Source organism: Streptomyces sp. NPDC093071 (genome assembly GCF_044754545.1).
GTDB lineage: Bacteria > Actinomycetota > Actinomycetes > Streptomycetales > Streptomycetaceae > Streptomyces.
The window spans coordinates 862,554-882,810 of record NZ_JBIVPH010000003.1; the positions used below are offsets into that span (position 1 = coordinate 862,554).

General features: G+C 72.6%; 17 protein-coding genes. 8 read left to right on the top strand and 9 right to left on the bottom strand.

What is annotated here, in order from left to right:
* Positions 1-8: 8 nt before the first annotated feature.
* Both ACIQD7_RS15245 and ACIQD7_RS15250 read right to left on the bottom strand, forming a co-directional pair.
* Positions 9-818, bottom strand: a complete 810-nt coding sequence (locus tag ACIQD7_RS15245; protein WP_402441924.1) for an Fpg/Nei family DNA glycosylase — start codon at positions 816-818, stop codon at positions 9-11.
* Positions 818-1,312: a ribose-5-phosphate isomerase gene (locus ACIQD7_RS15250; protein ID WP_402441926.1), complete on the bottom strand. Its 495-nt coding sequence runs from the start codon at positions 1,310-1,312 to the stop codon at positions 818-820. The genes ACIQD7_RS15245 and ACIQD7_RS15250 overlap by 1 nt, the downstream gene beginning before the upstream one ends.
* A 197-nt stretch (positions 1,313-1,509) precedes the next feature.
* Between ACIQD7_RS15250 and ACIQD7_RS15255 the strand changes: the two genes are divergently transcribed.
* Positions 1,510-2,946, top strand: coding sequence for an amino acid permease (locus ACIQD7_RS15255; protein ID WP_161372241.1), 1,437 nt, complete (start codon positions 1,510-1,512; stop codon positions 2,944-2,946).
* 69 nt (positions 2,947-3,015) lie between these two features.
* On the opposite strand, the gene ACIQD7_RS15260 is transcribed toward ACIQD7_RS15255, so the two are convergent.
* Positions 3,016-3,606, bottom strand: a complete 591-nt coding sequence (locus ACIQD7_RS15260; RefSeq protein ID WP_402441928.1) for a biotin transporter BioY — start codon at positions 3,604-3,606, stop codon at positions 3,016-3,018.
* Between the two features lie 261 nt (positions 3,607-3,867).
* Here ACIQD7_RS15260 and ACIQD7_RS15265 point away from each other — a divergent pair, with 261 nt between their 5' ends.
* The 3 genes from ACIQD7_RS15265 to ACIQD7_RS15275 all read left to right on the top strand — a co-directional run bounded on the left by ACIQD7_RS15265 (position 3,868) and on the right by ACIQD7_RS15275 (position 7,651).
* Complete coding sequence (locus ACIQD7_RS15265) at positions 3,868-5,274, top strand: amino acid permease (protein ID WP_402441929.1); 1,407 nt, start codon at positions 3,868-3,870, stop codon at positions 5,272-5,274.
* 149 nt (positions 5,275-5,423) lie between these two features.
* A complete protein-coding gene (locus ACIQD7_RS15270) occupies positions 5,424-6,836 on the top strand; it encodes an amino acid permease (protein ID WP_390755462.1) in 1,413 nt (470 codons plus the stop codon).
* 170 nt (positions 6,837-7,006) lie between these two features.
* Positions 7,007-7,651: a superoxide dismutase gene (locus ACIQD7_RS15275; protein WP_402441931.1), complete on the top strand. Its 645-nt coding sequence runs from the start codon at positions 7,007-7,009 to the stop codon at positions 7,649-7,651.
* A 132-nt stretch (positions 7,652-7,783) separates the two neighbouring features.
* Here the strand turns inward: ACIQD7_RS15275 and ACIQD7_RS15280 are convergent, their stop codons facing one another.
* Entirely contained in the window at positions 7,784-8,419 is a 636-nt protein-coding gene (locus ACIQD7_RS15280) for a DsbA family protein (protein WP_402441933.1), read from the bottom strand.
* A gap of 147 nt (positions 8,420-8,566) precedes the next feature.
* Here ACIQD7_RS15280 and pepN point away from each other — a divergent pair, with 147 nt between their 5' ends.
* Together pepN and ACIQD7_RS15290 are read left to right on the top strand one after the other, a co-directional pair.
* Complete coding sequence (gene pepN, locus ACIQD7_RS15285) at positions 8,567-11,116, top strand: aminopeptidase N (RefSeq protein ID WP_402441934.1); 2,550 nt, start codon at positions 8,567-8,569, stop codon at positions 11,114-11,116.
* A 180-nt stretch (positions 11,117-11,296) separates the two neighbouring features.
* Positions 11,297-12,301, top strand: coding sequence for a hypothetical protein (locus ACIQD7_RS15290; protein ID WP_402441935.1), 1,005 nt, complete (start codon positions 11,297-11,299; stop codon positions 12,299-12,301).
* Between the two features lies 1 nt (position 12,302).
* Here ACIQD7_RS15290 and ACIQD7_RS15295 read toward each other — a convergent pair whose 3' ends face one another.
* The 5 genes from ACIQD7_RS15295 to ACIQD7_RS15315 form a co-directional block, all read right to left on the bottom strand.
* Positions 12,303-13,469, bottom strand: a complete 1,167-nt coding sequence (locus ACIQD7_RS15295; protein ID WP_402441937.1) for a serine hydrolase domain-containing protein — start codon at positions 13,467-13,469, stop codon at positions 12,303-12,305.
* A 110-nt stretch (positions 13,470-13,579) separates the two neighbouring features.
* Positions 13,580-14,065: an NUDIX hydrolase gene (locus ACIQD7_RS15300; RefSeq protein ID WP_402441938.1), complete on the bottom strand. Its 486-nt coding sequence runs from the start codon at positions 14,063-14,065 to the stop codon at positions 13,580-13,582.
* A gap of 9 nt (positions 14,066-14,074) precedes the next feature.
* Positions 14,075-14,617 (bottom strand): HPP family protein, encoded by a 543-nt coding sequence (locus ACIQD7_RS15305; RefSeq protein WP_402441939.1) that lies wholly within the window; start codon positions 14,615-14,617, stop codon positions 14,075-14,077.
* A gap of 88 nt (positions 14,618-14,705) precedes the next feature.
* A complete protein-coding gene (locus ACIQD7_RS15310) occupies positions 14,706-15,587 on the bottom strand; it encodes a pyridoxamine 5'-phosphate oxidase family protein (RefSeq protein WP_402441941.1) in 882 nt (293 codons plus the stop codon).
* Between the two features lie 31 nt (positions 15,588-15,618).
* On the bottom strand, positions 15,619-16,074 hold the full coding sequence (locus ACIQD7_RS15315; RefSeq protein WP_402441942.1) for a VOC family protein: 456 nt from the start codon (positions 16,072-16,074) through the stop codon (positions 15,619-15,621).
* A gap of 130 nt (positions 16,075-16,204) precedes the next feature.
* On the opposite strand from ACIQD7_RS15315, the gene ACIQD7_RS15320 reads away from it, so the two are divergent.
* Positions 16,205-16,747 carry a CGNR zinc finger domain-containing protein gene (locus ACIQD7_RS15320; RefSeq protein ID WP_402441944.1) on the top strand — a complete coding sequence of 181 codons (543 nt, stop codon included), beginning with the start codon at positions 16,205-16,207 and terminating at the stop codon, positions 16,745-16,747.
* A 175-nt stretch (positions 16,748-16,922) separates the two neighbouring features.
* Positions 16,923-20,231 carry a S8 family serine peptidase gene (locus ACIQD7_RS15325; RefSeq protein WP_402441946.1) on the top strand — a complete coding sequence of 1,103 codons (3,309 nt, stop codon included), beginning with the start codon at positions 16,923-16,925 and terminating at the stop codon, positions 20,229-20,231.
* Positions 20,232-20,257: the final 26 nt, after the last annotated feature.

Below are 20,257 nucleotides of genomic sequence, written 5' to 3' on the forward strand. Positions count from 1 at the left end.
GAGGGCTCCTAGCGGGTCTGGCAGCCCGGGCACCAGAAGAGGTTGCGGGCGGCCAGGTCCGCCGTGCGGATGCCGGTGCCGCAGACGTGGCAGGCCATCCGGGCGCGCCGGTAGACGTACACCTCGCCGCCGTGGTCGTCGACGCGCGGCGGGCGGCCCATCGCCTCGGGGGTGTGCTCGGGCCGTACGGTGTCGATGCGGTTGAGCCGTACGCCCTCCCGCATGAGCAGCACCAGGTCGGCCCAGATCGCGTCCCACTCCGCCTTGGTGAGGTCCTTGCCGGCCCGGTACGGGTCGATGCCGTGCCGGAAGAGGACCTCGGCGCGGTAGACGTTGCCGACGCCGGCGACGACCTTCTGGTCCATGAGGAGGGCGGCGACGGTGGTGCGGGACCTGGAGATCCGGCGCCAGGCCCGGTCCGGGTCGTCGCCGTCGCGGAGCGGGTCGGGGCCGAGCCGGTCGTGTATCGCCCGCTTCTCGGCGTCCGTGACGAGGGCGCAGGTGGTGGGGCCGCGCAGGTCGACATACGCCTCGGGGTTCGCGAGCCGCAGCCGGACCGTGTCGGTGGGCGGCGGGACGGGGGCGCCGCCGAAGGTCACCTTGCCGAAGAGGCCGAGGTGGATGTGGATCCAGCCCTGGCCGGCGAAGCCCAGGAAGAGGTGCTTGCCGTGGGCCTCGGTGGTCTCCAGGACGGTGCCGTCGAGCAGGGCGGCCGAGTCGGTGAACCTGCCCTGCGGGCTGGAGACGCGCACGGGCCGGCCGCCGAACCGCTCGCGGTGGTCGGCGGCCAGCCGGTGGATGGTGTGCCCCTCGGGCATCAGGCGGTCGGCTCCTGCGGGTGGTGGGCCGGGATCGGGGGGAGCTCGCCGGTGTTCTCGTAGGCGGTGAGCATGTCGATCCGGCGGGTGTGGCGCTCGTCACCGGAGTACGGGGTGTTGAGGAAGATCTCGACGAACTTGGTCGCCTCTTCCTGGGTGTGCATCCGGCCGCCGACGGAGATCACGTTGGCGTTGTTGTGCTCGCGGCCGAGGGCGGCGGTCTGCTCGCTCCAGGCGAGGGCGGCGCGCACCCCCTTCACCTTGTTCGCGGCGATCTGCTCGCCGTTGCCGGAGCCGCCGATGACGATGCCGAGGCCGTCCGGGTCCGCGGCCGTCCTCTCGGCGGCGCGCAGGCAGAACGGCGGGTAGTCGTCGAGGGCGTCGTAGACGTGGGGGCCGCAGTCGACGGGCTCGTGGCCGTGGGCCTTCAGCCACTCGACGAGGTGGTTCTTGAGTTCGTAGCCGGCGTGGTCGGAACCGATGTAGACGCGCATGGTGCCGAGTGTGGCACGTCCGGACCGGGGTAGTGGGCAGCGGGGTCGGGACCTTCGTCCGCCCTGGTACGGACCTTCGGCCCTCGCGCGTCCGTCCGTACAACGATCCGGAATGGGGTCTTCCGATCTGCCCCGCCGACGGGGTTAAATGCCCGGGCTCGCGACCCGAGCGCCCCCCCACACACGAGGAAGCGTCCATGAACACGCAACCGACCCTGACGAAGGACGACGGCCCGACCGGCACCACCGGGACGCCCGCATCCTCCGACGGTCTCAAGGCCGGTCTCAAGAACCGCCACCTCTCGATGATCGCGATCGGCGGCGTCATCGGCGCCGGCCTCTTCGTCGGCTCCGGCTCCGGCATCGCCGCCGCCGGCCCCGCGATCCTGCTCTCGTACGCGCTCGTCGGCACCATGGTCGTCTTCGTGATGCGGATGCTGGGCGAGATGGCCGCCGCCCGGCCGTCCTCCGGCTCCTTCTCGGCCTACGCGGACCAGGCCCTCGGCCGCTGGGCCGGCTTCAGCATCGGCTGGCTGTACTGGTTCTTCTGGGTCGTCGTGCTCGCCGTCGAGGCGACCGCGGGCGCGGTGATCCTGGAGAGCTGGATCCCGGCCGTCCCGCAGTGGGCCTGGGCGCTCATCGTGATGGTGGTGCTCACCGCCACCAACCTCGCCTCGGTCGCCTCCTACGGCGAGTTCGAGTTCTGGTTCGCCGGCATCAAGGTCGTCGCCATCGGCGCCTTCGTCGTCATCGGCCTGCTCGCGGTCTTCGGCGTGCTGCCCGGCTCGGACAACCCGGGCGCCGGGTTCGCGCACCTCACCGACGCGGGCGGCTTCTTCCCGATGGGCGCGGGCGCGATCCTCACCGGTGTGCTGATGGTCGTCTTCTCCTTCATGGGCAGCGAGATCGTCACCCTGGCCGCCGGCGAGTCGGAGGACCCGCAGCGCGCGGTCACCAAGGCCACCAACAGCGTGATCTGGCGGATCGGCGTCTTCTACCTGGGCTCGATCTTCGTGGTCCTGACCCTGCTGCCGTGGAACGACGAGTCGATCGTCGAGAAGGGCTCGTACGTCGCCGCCCTCGACTCCATCGGCATCCCGCACGCCGGCCAGGTCATGAACGTGATCGTCCTGACGGCCGTCCTGTCCTGCCTGAACTCGGGCCTCTACACCGCCTCCCGGATGGCCTTCTCGCTCGGGCAGCGCGGTGACGCGCCGAAGGCCTTCGCCCGCACCACCGCGCGGGGCGTGCCGCGGGCGGCGATCCTCGGCTCGGTCGTCTTCGGCTTCGTCGCGGTCTTCTTCAACTACAAGTGGCCGGACACCGTCTTCGCCTTCCTGCTGAACTCCTCCGGCGCGGTGGCGCTCTTCGTCTGGCTGGTCATCTGCGTGACCCAGCTGCGGATGCGCGGCATCATCCTGCGCGAGTCGCCGGAGAAGCTGGTCGTGCGGATGTGGCTCTTCCCGTACCTGACCTGGGCGACGATCGGCATGATCGTCTTCGTCCTCGGCTACATGATCTACGACGGCGGCGGCCCCCGGGAGCAGGTCGTGCTCTCGCTCCTGGTGGCCGCCCTCGTGGTCGCGGTCGCGCTGGTCCGCGAGCGGATCGGCAAGTCCTCCGCGAAGCTCTGACGGCTTCCGCGCACACGCGAAAGGGCCCCGGCGCACTCCGCCGGGGCCCTTTCGCGTGCCGTGCGGGGCTCAGCCCTTGCGGCCGGCGAGCTTCCAGGCGGCCGGGAGGACGCCCATCGCGAGGGCGGCCTTGAGGGCGTCGCCGATGAGGAACGGGGTGAGGCCGGCGGCGACGGCCTGGCCGAAGGTCATGCCGGTGGCGAGGGCCAGGTAGGGCACGCCGACGGTGTAGATGATCACGGAGCCGAGCGCCATCGCGCCGGCCGTGCGGAGCACCGAGCGGTCGGCGCCGCGGCGGGCGAGGGCGCCGACGACGGTGGCGGCCAGGAGCATCCCGAGGATGTAGCCGAAGGACGGCATCCCGTAGCCGGAGGTGGCCTGGGCGAACCAGGGCACGCCCGCCGCGCCCGCCACCGCGTACAGGGCGAGGGCGAGGAAGCCGCGGCGGGCGCCGAGGGCGGTGCCGACGAGCAGGGCGGCGAAGGTCTGGCCGGAGACCGGGACCGGGGAGCCGGGGACCGGGACCGAGAGCTGCGCGGCGAGGCCGGTGAGGGCGGCGCCGCCGACGACGAGGGCGATGTCGCGGGCGCGACTGGCCGGGACCAGGTCGGCGAGGACGATGCCCGGCCGGAGGGAGCGGGCGGGGGCGGCGATGCTCATCGGTACTCCGCGGGGGTGAGGGTGGAGGGACAGGTCGACGCTATGCCAGGGGTGAACGCCCGATCACCGTCAGCAGCCGACAAAGCCGGAGCCAGCCGCTTCATGGAGTTCCGACAAAGGACGGTTTTCACGCCGGGCGCCACGTGACCCTTGTCACTGGCAACTCGCTGGGAGACGCCCCTTTTGCGCCGGAGGGAGGTCAGCGGAGAGACTGTGGAGTCTCCATAAAGCGCCACCTCCCGAGAGCACGAGCCCCTCACCATGCCCGACGCCCCGCCGCCCTCTCCGCTCACCGAACCGGAGCCCCTCTCGCACGGTCTGAAACAGCGTCACCTGACGATGCTGGGGCTCGGCGGGGTGATCGGCGCGGGGCTCTTCGTGGGGTCGGGCGCCGGGATCGCCGTCGCCGGGCCGGCCATCGTGCTCTCGTACCTGATCGCGGGCGCGCTCGCGATGCTGGTGATGCGGATGCTGGGCGAGATGTCGGCGGCGATGCCCGCGTCGGGCGCCTTCTCGGTGCACGCGGAGCGGGCGCTCGGCCGCTGGGCGGGCTTCTCGGTGGGCTGGCTGTACTGGTTCCTGCTGGTCGTGGTCCTCGCCGTGGAGGCGACGGGCGCGGCCCGGATCGCGCACGGCTGGGTGCCGGGGGTCCCGCAGTGGGGCTGGGTGCTCGTCTTCATGGTCGTGTTCACCCTGGCCAACCTGGCGGCGGTGAAGAACTTCGGCGAGTTCGAGTTCTGGTTCGCCGCGCTCAAGGTCGGCGCGATCGTCCTCTTCCTGGTCCTGGGCGTCCTCGCGATCGTCGGCTGGCTCCCGGACACCGATCCGGTCGGGCTCGCGAACCTGACCGGGCAGGGCGGTTTCCTGCCGAACGGCTGGTCGGGGGTGGTGTCGGGGGTGCTCGCCGTGGTCTTCGCCTTCGGCGGCCTGGAGGTCGTCACGATCGCGGCGGCCGAGTCGGACGACCCGGCGCGGAACGTGGCGCGGGCGGTGCGCAGCGCCGTGTGGCGGATCCTCCTCTTCTACGTGGGCTCGATGCTGGTGATCGTGACCCTGCTGCCGTGGACGTCGATGGAGCCGGGCGAGTCGCCGTACGTGGCGGTCCTGGACGCGATCGGGGTCCCGGCGGCGGGCCAGATCATGAACGTGGTGGTGTTCGTGGCGCTGCTCTCGGCGCTCAACGCGAACCTGTACGGCTCCTCGCGGATGGTGTTCTCGCTGGCCGAGCGCGGGGAGGCGCCGAAGGGGCTCCTGAAGGTCTCGGGCGGCGGGGTGCCGCGCCGGGCGGTGCTCGCCTCGGTGGCCTTCGGCTTCGTCTCCGTCCTGCTCAATCTGAAGTGGCCGGATTCCGTCTTCCTGTACATGCTCAACGCGGTCGGCGCGGTGCTGCTCTTCGTGTGGGGCCTGATCGCGGTCTCGGAGCTGCGGCTGCGCCGCCGGATCGAGCGCGAGGCGCCGGAGACGCTGACGCTGCGCATGTGGGGCTTCCCCTGGCTGACCTGGGTGGCCCTCGCGGCGATGGGCGCGGTGCTGGTCCTGATGCTGTGCGACGAGGGGGCGCGGCCGCAGGTGCTGTGGTCGGCGGCGGCGACCGGGGCAGTCCTGCTGGTGGCGTGGGTGCGGGAGCTGCGGGCGGGACGGGGCCGGGTGCGGGGCGGGTCCGCGTAGAGCCGTACGGGCGCCGCGCACGAAGCGGAACCGAATCTTCACCTTGTGTGAACCCCGTGCCCGTATAGCGGACATCGGTTCCCTCTCGGCGGTGCGCCCGCCCAGACTGTGGCCCGTTCCCCCGTCCCAGCCAGTGAACAGGGCGGCCCATGTCCCGGACCACCGCGCCCGCGCCCGTCGACCGCGAGGACGACGGCGCGGCCCCCGCCGAGGGGCTCTCCCACGGCCTCAAGCAGCGCCACCTCTCGATGATCGCCCTCGGCGGCGTCATCGGCGCCGGCCTCTTCGTCGGCTCCGGCGCCGGCATCGCCGCCGCCGGCCCCTCCATCGTCATCGCCTACGCCCTCTCCGGCATCCTCGTGATGCTGGTGATGCGGATGCTCGGCGAGATGTCGGCCGCGAACCCCGCCTCGGGCTCCTTCTCCGTCCACGCCGAGCGCGCCTTCGGCTCCTGGGCGGGCTTCACCTCGGGCTGGGCCTTCTGGTTCCTGCTCTGCGTCGCCGTCGGCCTGGAGGGCATCGGCGCGGCGAAGATCATGACCGGCTGGTTTCCCGGCAGCCCCGAGTGGGCCTGGGTCGCGCTCTTCATGCTGGTCTTCTGCGTCACCAACCTGGCGGCCGTGAAGAACTTCGGCGAGTTCGAGTTCTGGTTCGCCGCGCTCAAGGTCGGCGCCATCGTCCTCTTCCTGGGCATCGGCGTGCTGGCGATCACCGGTCTGCTGCCCGGCTCGGACGCCCCCGGCACCGCCAACCTCACCGGCGACGGCGGGTTCTTCCCGCACGGCTCCGAGGGCCTGATCGTGGGCCTGCTCGCCTCGGTCTTCGCGTACGGCGGCCTGGAGACGGTCACCATCGCGGCGGCCGAGTCGGAGCACCCGGTGCAGGGCGTCGCCAAGGCCGTCCGTACGGCGATGTGGCGGATCGCGCTCTTCTACATCGGCTCCATGGCGGTCATCGTCACCCTGGTGCCGTGGGACGACCCGGCGGTCGTCGAGAAGGGCCCGTACGTCGCCACCCTCGACCACCTGGGCATCCCGGCCGCCGGCCAGATCATGAACGTGGTCGTGCTCGTCGCCCTGCTCTCCGCGATGAACGCCAACGTCTACGGCGCCTCCCGCATGGCCGGTTCGCTCGTCGCGCGCGGCCAGGGCCCGAAGGCGCTCGGCCGCACCTCCGGCGGCGTCCCCCGTCCGGCCGTGCTCGCCTCCTCCGTCTTCGGCTTCGGCTGCGTGCTGCTGAGCTACTGGCGGCCGGACGACATCTTCGTCTGGCTGCTCAACACCATCGGCGCGATCATCCTGGTCGTCTGGTTCTTCATCGCCGCCTCCCAGCTGGTGCTGCGCCGCCGCACCGAGCGCGAGGCGCCCGAGAAGCTGGTCGTGCGGATGTGGGCCTTCCCGTTCCTGACCTGGGTGGCGCTGGCCGGGATGGCGGTGGTCTTCGTCCTGATGGCCCGTGAGGAGGGCACCCGCGTCCAGCTGTACTGGACGGGCGGCCTGACCCTGCTGCTCGCCGGCATCGGCCTCGTACGCCAGAAGGCGGCGGGGAAGCGCGCTTCCTGACCGCGCCCCGCACCGACGGGAGACCCCCGGACCGCGCCCGGTCCGGGGGTTTCTCCATGCCGGGACACGGGACCTAGGACGAAGGGCTGATCAACTCCGGCGCGCACCTGCTGTTAGCCTGCACCTGCATACAGGTTGCAATAAGCAGGAGCAGTCGAAGGGCCGGGCACATGCCGATCTACACACTTCCCGAGCTGCCGTACGACTACGCGGCGCTGGAGCCGGTGATCAATCCGCAGATCATCGAGCTGCACCACGACAAGCACCACGCGGCTTACGTCAAGGGCGCGAACGACACCCTGGAGCAGCTGGAGGAAGCCCGCGACAAGGACCAGTGGGGTTCCATCAACGGGCTGGAGAAGAACCTCGCGTTCCACCTCTCCGGCCACATCCTCCACTCCATCTACTGGAACAACATGAACAGCCCGAAGGACGGGGGCGGCGGCGAGCCGCTGGCCGCCGACGGCGTCGGTGACCTCGCGGACGCGATCACCGAGTCCTTCGGGTCCTTCGCGAAGTTCAAGGCCCAGCTGACCAAGGCCTCCGCGACCACCCAGGGCTCCGGCTGGGGCGTCCTCGCGTACGAGCCGATCAGCGGCCGCCTCATCGTCGAGCAGGTCTACGACCACCAGGGCAACGTCGGCCAGGGCTCGGTCCCGATCCTGGTCTTCGACGCCTGGGAGCACGCCTTCTACCTCCAGTACAAGAACCAGAAGGTCGACTTCATCGAGGCCATGTGGCAGGTCGTCAACTGGCAGGACGTGAGCAAGCGGTACCACGCCGCCAAGGCCTCGGTCCCGCTGATCTCCTTCTGACCCCGTCCTGACCGACGGACCCCGTCGTCCCACTCGTGATCGTCTTCTCAACCTTCACGTGCGGGCGGAATGAGGAAGAACCCCCGCGATGACGTGAATCGCGGGGGTTCTTCTGTACGTGCGGGGCGGGTGTCACTCGAAGCTCGGCGCCGCCGTCCGGGTGCGCTTGATCTCGTAGAAGCCCGGCGTCGACGCCACTAGCAGCGTGCCGTCCCACAGCCGGGCCGCCGCCTCGCCGCGCGGGGCCGGGGTGACGACCGGGCCGAAGAAGGCGACCTCCTCGCCGTCCGGGCCGGGCACCGCGATCACCGGGGTGCCGACGTCCTGGCCGACCTTGTCGATGCCCTCCTGGTGGGAGGCGCGCAGCTCGGTGTCGTAGGTGTCCTTGTCGGCGTACTCCACCAGGTCCTCGGGCAGGCCGACGTCCTTCAGGGCGCCGGCGATCGCCTCGCGGGTCGGGCCCTCGCCGTTGTTGTGGAAGCGGGTGCCGAGCGCGGTGTAGAGCTTGCCGACGACCTCGTCGCCGTGGAGCTGCTGGGCGGCGATGACGACGCGGACCGGGCCCCAGGCCTTGGTCCGCAGCATCTCCTGGTACTCCTCGGGGAGCTCGTCGATCCGGTCCTCGTTGAGCACGGCCAGGCTCATCACCTTCCAGCGCACGTCGACCGGGCGCACCTTCTCCACTTCGAGGATCCAGCGGGAGGTCATCCAGGCCCAGGGGCACAGCGGGTCGAAGTAGAAGTCTGCGGTGGTCCTGCTCTCGGACATGTCACTCCTCGGTACGGCCGTGGGAAAAAAAGGGGGTGCGCCGATGGAGGAGAACGCCACGGACCCGGAAGGGCATTCCCGCGTGCCGGGCGACAGGGGCACATGGGAGGATCGGTGCTGTTTCGAACGCGCCACGAAGGAGTGACCGTGCCCGGTGAGAATCTGTCCCGCGACGAGGCCCACGAGAGGGCCGCGCTGCTGTCCGTCGACGGGTACGAGGTCGCCCTCGACCTGCGCTCGGCGGTCGGCGCGTCCGACGAGGCGGTGCGCACCTTCCGCTCGGTGACGACGATCCGCTTCCGCCGCACGGGGACGGGCACGAGCACCTTCGCGGACCTGATCGCCCCCTCGGTGAACACGGTCACCCTGAACGGGCGCTCCCTGGACCCGGCGGAGGTCTTCGACGGCGCGCGGATCACGCTCGACGGCCTGGCGGACGAGAACACCCTGGTGGTGGACGCGCAGTGCGCCTACAGCCGGACCGGCGAGGGGATGCACCGCTTCGTCGACCCGGAGGACGGCGAGGTCTACCTCTACACGCAGTACGAGCCGGCCGACGCCCGCCGGGTGTACGCGAACTTCGAGCAGCCCGACCTGAAGGCCCCGTACCGCTTCTCGGTGACCGCGCCGGAGGAGTGGACGGTCTGGTCGAACGGCGCCGGGGAGCGGGACGCCGACGGGGTGTGGCGGTTCGCGGAGACGGCGCCGATCTCCACGTACATCACCTGCGTGGTCGCCGGTCCGTACCACTACGTCACCGACACCTACCGGCGCGGGGACCTGGAGATCCCGCTCGGGGCGATGTGCCGCAAGGGCCTCGCGAAGCACTTCGACGCGGACGACGTCTTCCTGGTCACCAAGCAGGGCTTCGACTTCTTCCACGACAACTTCGACTTCCCGTACCCCTTCGGGAAGTACGACCAGGCCTTCGTCCCCGAGTACAACCTCGGCGCGATGGAGAACCCGGGCATGGTGACCTTCCGGGAGGAGTACGTCTTCCGGGGCAAGGTCACGCAGGCCTCGTACGAGGCGCGGGCCAACGTCATCCTGCACGAGATGGCGCACATGTGGTTCGGCGACCTGGTCACCATGGTGTGGTGGGACGACCTGTGGCTGAAGGAGTCCTTCGCGGACTTCATGGGGTCCTTCGTGAACGCCGAGGCGACCCGCTTCACGAACAGCTGGGTGACCTTCGCCAACAACCGCAAGTCCTGGGCGTACCGCGCCGACCAGCTGCCGTCCACCCACCCGATCACGGCCGACATCCGTGACCTGGAGGACGCCAAGCTGAACTTCGACGGCATCACGTACGCCAAGGGCGCGTCGGTGCTCAAGCAGCTCGTGGCGTACGCCGGGCGGGACGCGTTCCTGGAGGGGGCGCGCCGCTACTTCAAGCGCCACGCCTACGGGAACACGCGCCTGGGCGACCTGCTCGCGATCCTGGAGGAGACCTCCGGGCGCGACATGAAGGGCTGGGCGAAGTCCTGGCTCCAGACCTCGGGCGTGAACGTCCTGGCGCCGGACGTCACCTACGACGCCGAGGGCCGGATCACCGAGCTCGCCGTCCTCCAGGAGGGCGACGAGCTCCGCCCGCACCGGACGGCCGTGGGCCTCTACCGGCTGGACGCGGACGGCGCGCTCGTCCGGTACGCGCGGGCCGAGGCGGACGTCACCGGCGTCCGCACGGTGGTGGCCGGGCTGGCGGGCGAGGAGCGGCCGGACCTGGTGCTCGTCAACGACGACGACCTCACCTACTGCAAGATGCGCTTCGACGAGGGCTCGCTCGCCACCCTGCGGGAGCACCTGGGCGACGTCACCGACCCGCTGGCCCGCGCGCTGTGCTGGTCGGCGCTGTGGAACCTGACCCGCGACGGGCTGGTGCCCGCCCGGGACTTCGTCGCCGTCGTCCTCGCCTTCGCGGGCCGCGAGACGGAGATCGGCGTCCTCCAGATGGTGCACGCCTGGACGAAGTCGGCCGTCACGCTGTACGCGGCGCCGGAGTGGCGCGAGGAGGGCGGCCGGCTGCTCGCCGAGGGCGGGCTGCGCGAGCTGCGGGCGGCCGAGCCGGGCAGCGAGCACCAGCTGACCTGGGCGCGGTTCTTCGCGGCGACGGCCTCCACCGACGCCGACCTCCAGCTCCTGGAGGGGCTGCTGGACGGCACGGCGCGGATCGACGGCCTGGACGTCGACCAGGAGCTGCGCTGGGCGCTGCTCTCGCCGCTCGCGGCGCACGGGCGCGCGGACGAGGCCCGGATCGGCGAGGAGCTGGCCCGGGACGACACGGCGACGGGCAAGCGCCACCAGGTGCGGCTGCTCGCCTCCCGTCCCTCGGCGGCGGTCAAGGCGCAGGCCTGGGCGCAGGTCGTCGAGTCGGACGCCCTGTCGAACGCGCTGGTCGAGGCGACGATCGCGGGCTTCGCGCAGCCCTCGCAGCGCGAGCTGATCGCCCCGTACGCGGAGAAGTACTTCGCGGCGATCGAGCGCCTGTGGGCCGAGCGGTCGATCCAGATCGGCATGGACGTGGTCCGGGGCCTGTTCCCGGGGCTCCAGGACGACGCGGCGACGCTGGCCGCCACGGACGCCTGGCTGTCGGCGCACGAGTCGGCCGCGCCGGCCCTGCGGCGGCTGGTCCTGGAGGCCCGGGACGACCTGGCGCGGGCGCTGCGCGCGCAGGAGTGCGACCGCGCGGCGGAGTGACGGACCGGTGAGCGGCGGGGGTCGCGGGCTTCGGCCCGCGACCCCCGTCGCCGTGTCGGCGCACGGGCGCGGCACCCCATCGGCACTCGAACGCACGTACTTTAGGGCGAGCTTGTCCCCAATTGTCGACGAGCGTGTAACAGGGGTTAGGGGAGCCTTCGGAAGCGGAAGACCCCCGGCATGAACCACAACGCCCCCCTCACCCCCCGCCCCCTCCCCCTCTCCTCCCGCACCGGCCGCACCCAACGCCTCGCCACCTCCGCCCAGTTGAGGGCGCGGGGCATCTCCGCCACCGACGTCGCCGCGCAGTGCCGGCCGGGCGGCTGGCAGCAGCTGCTGCCCGGCGTCTTCCTGCTCCGGCCCGGGCCGCCCACCAGCGAGGACCGGCTGCACGCCGCGCTGCTCTACGCCCGCAGGCCCGGAACCCTGCCGCGGCAGGAGCCGGAGGCGATGATCACCGGGCTCGCCGCCCTCACCCTGCACCGCTTCTCCTCCGCTCCCCCGCTCACCGCCCTGGAGCGGATCGACGTCCTGGTGCCGCGCACCCGGCGGCTGCGCTCGACCGGCTGGGTGCGGGTGGTGCGCGCCCCGGAGGCGCCGGAGCCGGTGCAGCTCACGGGCGTTCCCGTCGCCCCGGTCGCCCGCGCCGTCGCCGACGCGGTGTCGGGCCTCCCGGAGGCGGAGGCGGTCCGCGCGCTGGTCACCGAGGCGGTGCGCGGCGGCCACTGCGAACCGGCCGCCCTGGTACGGGAGCTGAGCCGGGCCCGGGTCCTCTCCCGGCCGCACGTGGTGGACGCGGTGGACGCGCTGCTCACCGAGGGGCGCGCGCTGTCCGAGGAGCGGCTGTACGAGCTGGTGCGGGAGTTCGGGCTTCCGGACCCGCTGTGGAACGTGGACCTGCGGCTGCCGGGCGGCCCGCACCTGGGCGGGGTGGACGCCTACTGGCCCGACCAGGCGGTGGCCGTCGAGCTGGACACCCGGGCGCCCCGGCAGGACGACGACGAGCTGTGGTCCGAGTACACCCGCAAGCGCGAACACCTGGAGCGGCTCGGCATCACGGTCGTGCACCTCACCCCGCGCAAGCTGCGCGAGGCGAGGGACCAGCAGGCCACCGTGGTCCGTACGGCCCTGATGGCCGCGCCGGACCGGCACCCCGCCGCGTACGTCGTCGTCCTGCCCCGCTGATTCAGCCGCGGGGAGGGGTGCCGCAGAACTCGGCCTCCAGGACGGCGCCGCCGTCGCCCGTCCAGTCGGCGTTGAGGTTGAGGGCGAGGGAGTGCTCGCCGTCGCGGGTGACGCGGCCCTCGGTGGAGGAGCCGTGGATGCCGCCGGCGTGGCCCCAGATCTCCTTGCCGCAGCTCAGCTTCTGCCACATGATCCCGAGCCCGTACCGGATCTGCGGGATCTCCGGGGAGACCTGGACGGTGGTGGTCAGCTCCCGCATCTCCGCCTTCGGCAGCAGCCGGCCCTTGAGGAGGGCCCGGTAGAAGGTCTGGAGGTCGTTCGAGTCGGAGATGATCTCGCCCGCCGCCCCGGCCATGGACGGGTTGAGCCGGGAGACGTCGTGGACGGGCGCGTCCGGGTCGGCGGAGAGCTTGGACCAGGCCGGGCTGCTGGGCCTCGGCATCGACGGGCGGGTGCCGGGGACGCTGGTGGCACGCAGCTTCAGGGGCTTGATGATCCGGTTCTCCACGGCCTTTCCGTAGGGGCGGCCGGTGACCTTCTCGATGATCATGCCGGCGAGGACGTAGTTGGTGTTGGAGTAGCTCCAGCTCGTGCCGGGCGGGAAGTCGGCGGGGTGGGCCAGGGCGACGGCGACGAGCTGCCGCGGGGTCCAGGTGTCGTAGCGGTGCTCCAGGAAGCCGGGGCCGAAGACCTTCTCCTGGAAGGCGGGGTCGGAGGTGACGTCGTAGACGCCGCTGGTGTGGTTGAGCAGCTGGCGGACGGTGATCCGCCGGCCGTCGTGGCCGTTGCCCCGGACGACGCCGGGCAGCCACTTCTCGACCGGGTCGTCGAGGTCGATCCGGCGCTCGGCCTGGAGCTGGAGGAGGACGGTGGAGACGAAGGTCTTGGTGAGGGAGCCGACCCGGTAGCGGTCGTCGCCCCCGCGCTCGCCCGCGGTGCCGGTCCAGTTCCTCCGGCCGTCGCGGGCCTGCGCGACGGCGCCGGGCACGCCCGCGTCGACCTGCGCCTGAAGCGCCCGCTGCGTGGCCTCGTGGCCCCGCTGCCGGGATTCTTCGGGGGCCGCGAGGGCGGGGGTGGCGAGGGCGGTGGCGGTGAGGCCCGCCGCGAGGACGGCGGCGACGGCGGTGCGGACGGTACGGGTGGTGCGGGTGGTGCGGACGGCTGACATGCGGGCTCCCCTGGACTCTGCGCGGTGCGCTCCGGGTGTACTGCGGTCGGCGGGCAGGACTCGGCGGGGCGCCGGGAGGGTTGAGCGGACCGGGGACGGTTGAGCCGTTTTCAGCCGTTCGGCGGCAGGGTGGGGTCGAGCGGCGCGCCGAGCCGGGAACGGCCGGTCGGGGGCCGTTCGCGCCACAGGTCGAGGGCGATGTCGACGAGTTCGACGCGGGGCAGGCCGGGGACGGCGGAGAGCGGGTGCCAGGCGGCCAGGTCGGTGGAGCCGCCGGTCTCGTGGCGCAGCTCGCCGCCGGTGATCCGGGCCTCGTAGACGATCCGGAGCCCCTGGAGGTCGCCGGGCCCCGAGAAGCGGCGGAGCCGGGCCAGGCGGACGGAGTCGATGCCGAGGAGGGCGGTGGGTTCGACGACGTACCCGGTCTCTTCCTCGACTTCCCGGACCATGGTCCGGACGGGCTCCTCGCCGTGCTCCATGCCGCCGCCCGGCAGGGTCCAGCGCTTGGTGCCGTCGCCCGCCGCCCAGCGGGCGAGCAGCATCTCGTCGTCCCGGACGCACACGGCGTAGGCCGCCACCCTCAACTTCCGCTTCATGGAACGAGGTTAGATCCAGTACGCGGGGTACGTCCGCCCCGTCGCGGGGGCGGCCGCGAGGCCGACGGCGACCAGGAGGAGGCAGGCGAGCGCGAGAAGGCCGAGAAACGACCAGAAGGGCGTGGCCTGGAGGGCGACGACGACGGCCGTGGCGGCGGCGGGCGAGTGCGGGGCGCGGGCGAGCGCCATCACGCCGAGGGCGAGGCCGCCCGCGACGGCGGCGCCCCACGGGCCCGGCCCGGCCAGGGCCAGGACCGCGAACCCGGTGAGCACGGAGAGGAGTTGGCCGCCGACCACCGAGCGGGGCTGGGAGAGCGGCAGTTCGGGGGCGCCCGCCACGAGCGCCGCGCTCGCGGCGAGCGGCGGGATCAGCAGGGGCTGGCGGAGGAGCGTGCCCACCGCGACCAGGAGGAGCAGCCCGGCGACCGCGGCGGCGGTGGCGCCGAGGAGGACCCGGGGGCGGGGCCGGGCGGGCGGCCGGGGGCGGGGCGGTCGGGGGGTCTCGGGGAGTCCGGATGCTTCGGGGGCCTCTGCGGCCGGGGCGGTGGGCACGGCGTCCTCGGGGGTCGTCGGGGTGTCGGGGGTGTCGGATCGGCGGGGCGGTGCCGGGCCCGGTGGGCCGTTCGCGCGGGCCCCGGCGTCAGGGGGTGGGCGGGTTGGCCGGGGAGTACTCCGGGGGCGACCAGCGCAGGGGGCTGGCGCCGGAGGTCTCCACCACCCGGTCGGCGCGGAAGCGGACCACCCGGTCCTCCGGGCCGTACTCGGTGCGTGCCCGGCCGGTGAGCTGGAGGGTCGTGCCGGTCTCCCAGTCCGGGAAGAGCAGGCCCGCGCGGCCGTCCGCCTCCAGGTTGCCCAGGGTCAGGAACATCGCGTTGCCCGGGTAGTCCCGCCAGCTCAGCTCCCGGGGTCCGTCGACCCGGACGAAGCCGGGGTTGCCGCCCCGGTGGCTCGCGTCGACGCCGTCGGGGGCGGCGGTGGCCACGAAGAAGGTGTCCGCCGCACGGACGCGGGCCGCCTGGGCGGGGGTGAGCGCCTCGCCGTGATGCGGGGTGCCGGTTCCGGGGCCCGCGGGCTCGGAGTCGTACCGCTCTCTCCTCTGGAGGTACTTGGGGCAGTTGGAGAAGACGCGTTCCGCCTCGACGGTGAAGCCTCGGCGGCTGGGGCGGGCGGTGCCGTTGAGGCGCATACGGCGGCGGGTGCCGGGGTCGAGGGCGAGGGTGCCGACGGGGGTGCCGGCCGGGGTGATCGCCCCGGCGAGCGGGTCGCGGGCGGGGACGCCGCCGGCGACGGAGACGGTGGCCGGGCCGGTGGCGCGGACGAAGCCGGGCGCGCCGGTGAGCAGGCTCGCCCAGATGCGTCCGTCCGCGTCCGCCGCGCCGATCACCAGCATCGGTCGGGCCTCCAGGAAGGCGGCGGCGACCGGGCGGATGCCGGTGCCGATGGAGCGGCCCACGTGCGCGGCCAGGTCGCGGACGCCGACGCGGTCCTGCACGGCGAGCGATCCGGGGTGGTAGGCACCCATGGGGTTCCTCCGGGGGTCGTCCGGGCGGTCTCTAGAAGAAGCCGCAGGTGGGAGCGGTGGCCGAGGGGGCCGGGGCGGTTTCGGCGCCTCGCGGGACCGAGATCTCCAGGCGGGTGCCGTCGGGGTCATGGAAGAAGATGCCGCCGGAGGCCGCGCCCTCGCGGTGGGCGACGACGCCCTCGTACGCGAAGGTGGTGCCGCGCGCGGTGAGCGCGGCCTCGGCGGCGCGGACGTGGTCGAGGGACTCGGCCTCGAAGGCGAGGTGGTGGAGGCCGGGGCGGCCGGGGTCGTAGGCGCCCTCGGCCTGCTGCCAGAGGGCGATCGCCAGGCGGCCGTCCCGGCCGAGGAAGGCGTAGCCGCTCTCCCCCTCCGCGCCCCTTCCGAGGACCTCGAAGCCGAGGACGTCGGCGTAGAAGGCGAGCGAGCGCTCCAGGTCCGTGACGTTGAGGCCGACGTGGTGGGTGGTGAGCGTGCCGATCGTGGACATGACGGTTCCCTCCCGAGCGGGCCGCCCCGGACGGGCTAACCCTCTAATGCGACTTTAAGGGTTAGCCGAAGCGAGCGTCAACCGCTCACGTACGCTTGAAGGGTTAGTTCACCGAGGAGGACGCCCGCCCATGACCGCCATCGACCCCCGGCCGCTCACCGGCGAGCCCCTCTCCCTCGACCTGCTCAACACCCGCTGGGTCGAGGAGGGCGCGCGCCGGGACCTGCTCACCGATGTCGAGGGGCTCGCCGTCTGGCTCACCGCCAACGACCTGGAGGGGCGGTTCGCCGCCGACGCCGCCACCCTGCACCGCACCCTCGCCGCCCGGGACGCGCTCGCCGCGCTCGTCGACCGGCCCGGCGACCCCGACGCCACCGCCCGCGTCGACGCCGTCCTCGGCCACGGCCGCATCCGGGCCACGCTCACCGCCGAAGGCCCCGGCGAGGAGGCCGAGTTCGCGGACCCGGCGTGGGGGCCGGGCTGGACCGCCGCCCGCGCCCACCTCGACCTGCTGCGCACCGCGCCCGACCGGATCCGGGCCTGCGCCCACGAGGCGTGCATCCTGCACTTCTTCGACACCTCGCGGAACGGCACCCGCCGCTGGTGCTCGATGGCGGTCTGCGGCAACCGGGCCAAGGCCTCCCGGCACCACGCCCGCGCCAAGGAGGCGTAACACCCCGGTTGGGACCGTTTCACCCCCCGTGGCGCATCGGGCGCACTGGCGGGTTCATGCCACGAAGCACACCTCCTCCCCGTCAACTCTCCCCAAAACCCTGTCATTTGCGAAAGGCTGAGCGGTCATCCGGAACCGATATCCGGACCCTCTCCTTCACAGACAGGGATCTACATTGGCCACCCCCCAGACCCCGGGCTCCATAGCCCGGCCCTCGGCGCCCGGACGGAGACGGGCGGCCCGCCTCGCGGCCGCCACCGGTCTCGTCGCCGCGCTCGTCGCGACCGGCACCGTGCCCGCGTTCGCCTCCGCCGACCCCGGGACCACTCCCCCGGTCAAGGCCTCCGACTCCGCGGACAAGCTCGGCTCCGTCGACGCCCAGCGCCTCACCGAGGCCCAGGCGACCGGCGAGAAGAACGTCACCGTCCTCGTCGCCACCGCCCCCGGCGCCACCGAGCAGGTCGCCGCCCAGCTGGACGCCGTCGCCGGCGCCTCGGTCGGCAAGCGGCAGGACGCGCTCGGCTACGTCCGCGCCACCCTGCCGACCGCCAAGGCCGAGGCCGCCATCCGGGCCGCCACCGCGCTCTCCTCGGTCCAGGCCGTCGACCTCCAGGCGGAGATCCCGCTGGACGACCCGCGTCCGGAGGCGGGCCCCGTCGAGGGCACCACCGTCAAGAAGACGTACCCGGCGCCCGGCAAGAAGACCCCGGCGAGGAACCCGTACAACCCCTCCCACGAGACGGGCGCGGTCGACTTCGTCGAGAGCCACCCCAAGGCCGACGGCCGCGGCGTGACCATCGGCGTCCTGGACTCCGGCGTCGACCTCGGCCACCCGGCCCTGCAGAAGACCACCACCGGCGAGCGCAAGATCGTCGACTGGGTCACCGCCACGGACCCGCTGACCGAGGGCGACGCCACCTGGCAGCCGCAGATCACCGCGGTTTCCGGCCCCGTCTTCAGCGCCGCCACGCAGAGCTGGAAGGCCCCGGAGGGCTCGTACCGGTTCAGCCGCTTCACCGAGTCGATCACCGCCGGCGGCGACCCGGCCGGCGACATCAACCGGGACGGCGACACCACCGACGTCTTCGGCCTGCTGTACGACCCGGTCGCCGGGACCGTCCGCGTGGACACCGACCAGAACAACGACTTCACGGACAACGCGCCGATGAAGCCGTACAAGGACGGGTTCCAGATCGGGTACTTCGGCACCGACGACCCGGCCACCGAGGTCGTCGAGAAGACCCCGTTCGTCGTGGAGATCCGCAAGGACGTCCCGATGGACCCGGCCGGCGGCACCTGGGTCGGCAAGAAGCTCGACTTCGTCAACGTCGGCCTCGTCGAGTCCTCGCACGGCACCCACGTCGCCGGCATCACCGCCGCCCACGGGCTCTTCGGCGGCAGGATGAACGGCGCGGCGCCCGGCGCGAAGATCGTCTCCTCGCGCGCGTGCACCTGGACCGGCGGCTGCACCAACACCGCCCTCACCGAGGGCATGACGGACCTCGTCGTCAACCGCGGCGTCGACATCGTCAACATGTCGATCGGCGGCCTGCCGCAGCAGAACGACGGCGACAACGTCCGCGCCCGCCTCTACACCCGCCTGATCGACCAGTACGGCGTGCAGCTGGTCATCTCGGCCGGCAACTCGGGCCCCGGCATCAACACGATCGGCGACCCCGGCCTGGCCGACAAGGTCCTCTCGGTCGGCGCGGCCGTCTCCAAGGACACCTGGGCCGCCAACTACGGCTCGGCCGTCACCAAGAAGTACGCCATGTTCCCCTTCTCCTCGCGCGGCCCGCGCGAGGACGGCGGCTTCACCCCGACGATCACCGCCCCCGGCTCGGCCGTGAACACCATCCCGACCTGGCTGCCGGGCGCCGGCCTCGCCGAGTCGGGCTACGCGCTGCCCGCCGGCTACGGGATGCTCAACGGCACCTCGATGTCCTCGCCGCAGGCGGCGGGCGCGAGCGCGCTGCTGCTCTCGGCCGCCAAGCAGAAGGGCATCGCGCTCTCCCCGCTCACCCTGCGCACCGCGCTGACCTCCACCGCGCAGCGGATCCCCGGGGTCGCCGCGCACGAGCAGGGCGCCGGCCGCATCGACATCGAAGAGGCCTGGGAGTCCATCAAGGACGGCGCCACGGCGCACGACTACACGGTGCAGGCCCCGGTCGACACCCTGATCTTCCCGGCCCCGCGCGCGGGCACCGGCGTCTACGACCGCGAGGGCGACCTCAAGGTCGGCCAGAAGCGGATCTACGACGTCACCCTCACCCGCACCAGCGGCCCGGACCGCCCGGTCCGGCACGACCTGGACCTCAAGTACAACGACGGCACCTTCCGCATCGTCGGTGACGACCGGATCTACCTGCCGCTGAACAAGCCGGTCACGGTGAAGCTCCAGGCCAAGGCGTCCACCGCCGGCGTGCACAGCGTCATCCTGGAGGCCGACGACGAGCGCACCGAGGGCGTCGACAAGCAGATCCTCGCCACCTCGGTCGTCGCGCACGACCTGGTCGCCCCGGGTTACACGCACACCGCCCGGGGCTCCGTGCAGCGCAACAGCACCACGTCCTACTTCGTCACCGTGCCCCAGGGCGCCAAGACGCTGGAGATCGCGCTGTCCGGTCTGAAGGCGAAGAGCCAGACCCGGTTCATCGCGATCCACCCGGTCGGCGTCCCGGTCGACCCGACCGCGACCACGGGCTGCTACCCGCACTACAACCCGGCCAACACCTGCCGCCCCGACCTGCGTTCGTACGCGAACCCGACGCCGGGCGTCTGGGAGGTCGAGGTCGAGGCCCGCCGCACGTCGCCGGACCTGGACAACCCGTACACCCTGGCCGTCTCGGCCCTCGGCGTCGACTTCGACCCGGCCGTGCAGACCGTCCCCGAGGCGAAGGTCGGCACCCCGGCCCCCGTCCAGTGGAAGGTCACCAACCGCTTCGCGGGCATCGAGGGCACCCTCAAGGGCGGCTCCCTCGGCTCCCAGAAGTCCGAGACGCCGACCATCCTGCACAAGCAGAAGCACACCCGGACCGTCACCATCGGCGAGGGCGTCGAGCGGCTCGACATCGCGATCGGCAACACCTCCGACCGGGCCGCCGACCTCGACCTGACCGTGTCCCTCAACGGCAAGCAGGTCGCGCAGGCCGCCGACGGCGACTCGGAGGAGGCCGTCTCCCTGGTGAAGCCGGCCGCGGGCACGTACACCGTCGTGATCGACGGTTACTCGGTCCAGGCCGCGGGCGGCACCACGTACGACTACAAGGACGTGTACTACTCGTCCGCGCTCGGCACCGTGAAGATCGACGGCTCGAAGCCGGCCGCCCTGCCCAACGGCGGGTCCGCCACGGTGACGGCCGAGGTCCTGGTCGCCGGCGCCGCCCCCGAGGGACGCCAGTTCTTCGGCGAGGTCCAGCTGGTCAACGCCCGCGGCACCGTCGCGGGCACCGGCAGCGTCCTGATCGGCGCGGTCACCCCGTAACACCGTGTGACGGGGAGGGGCGGGCG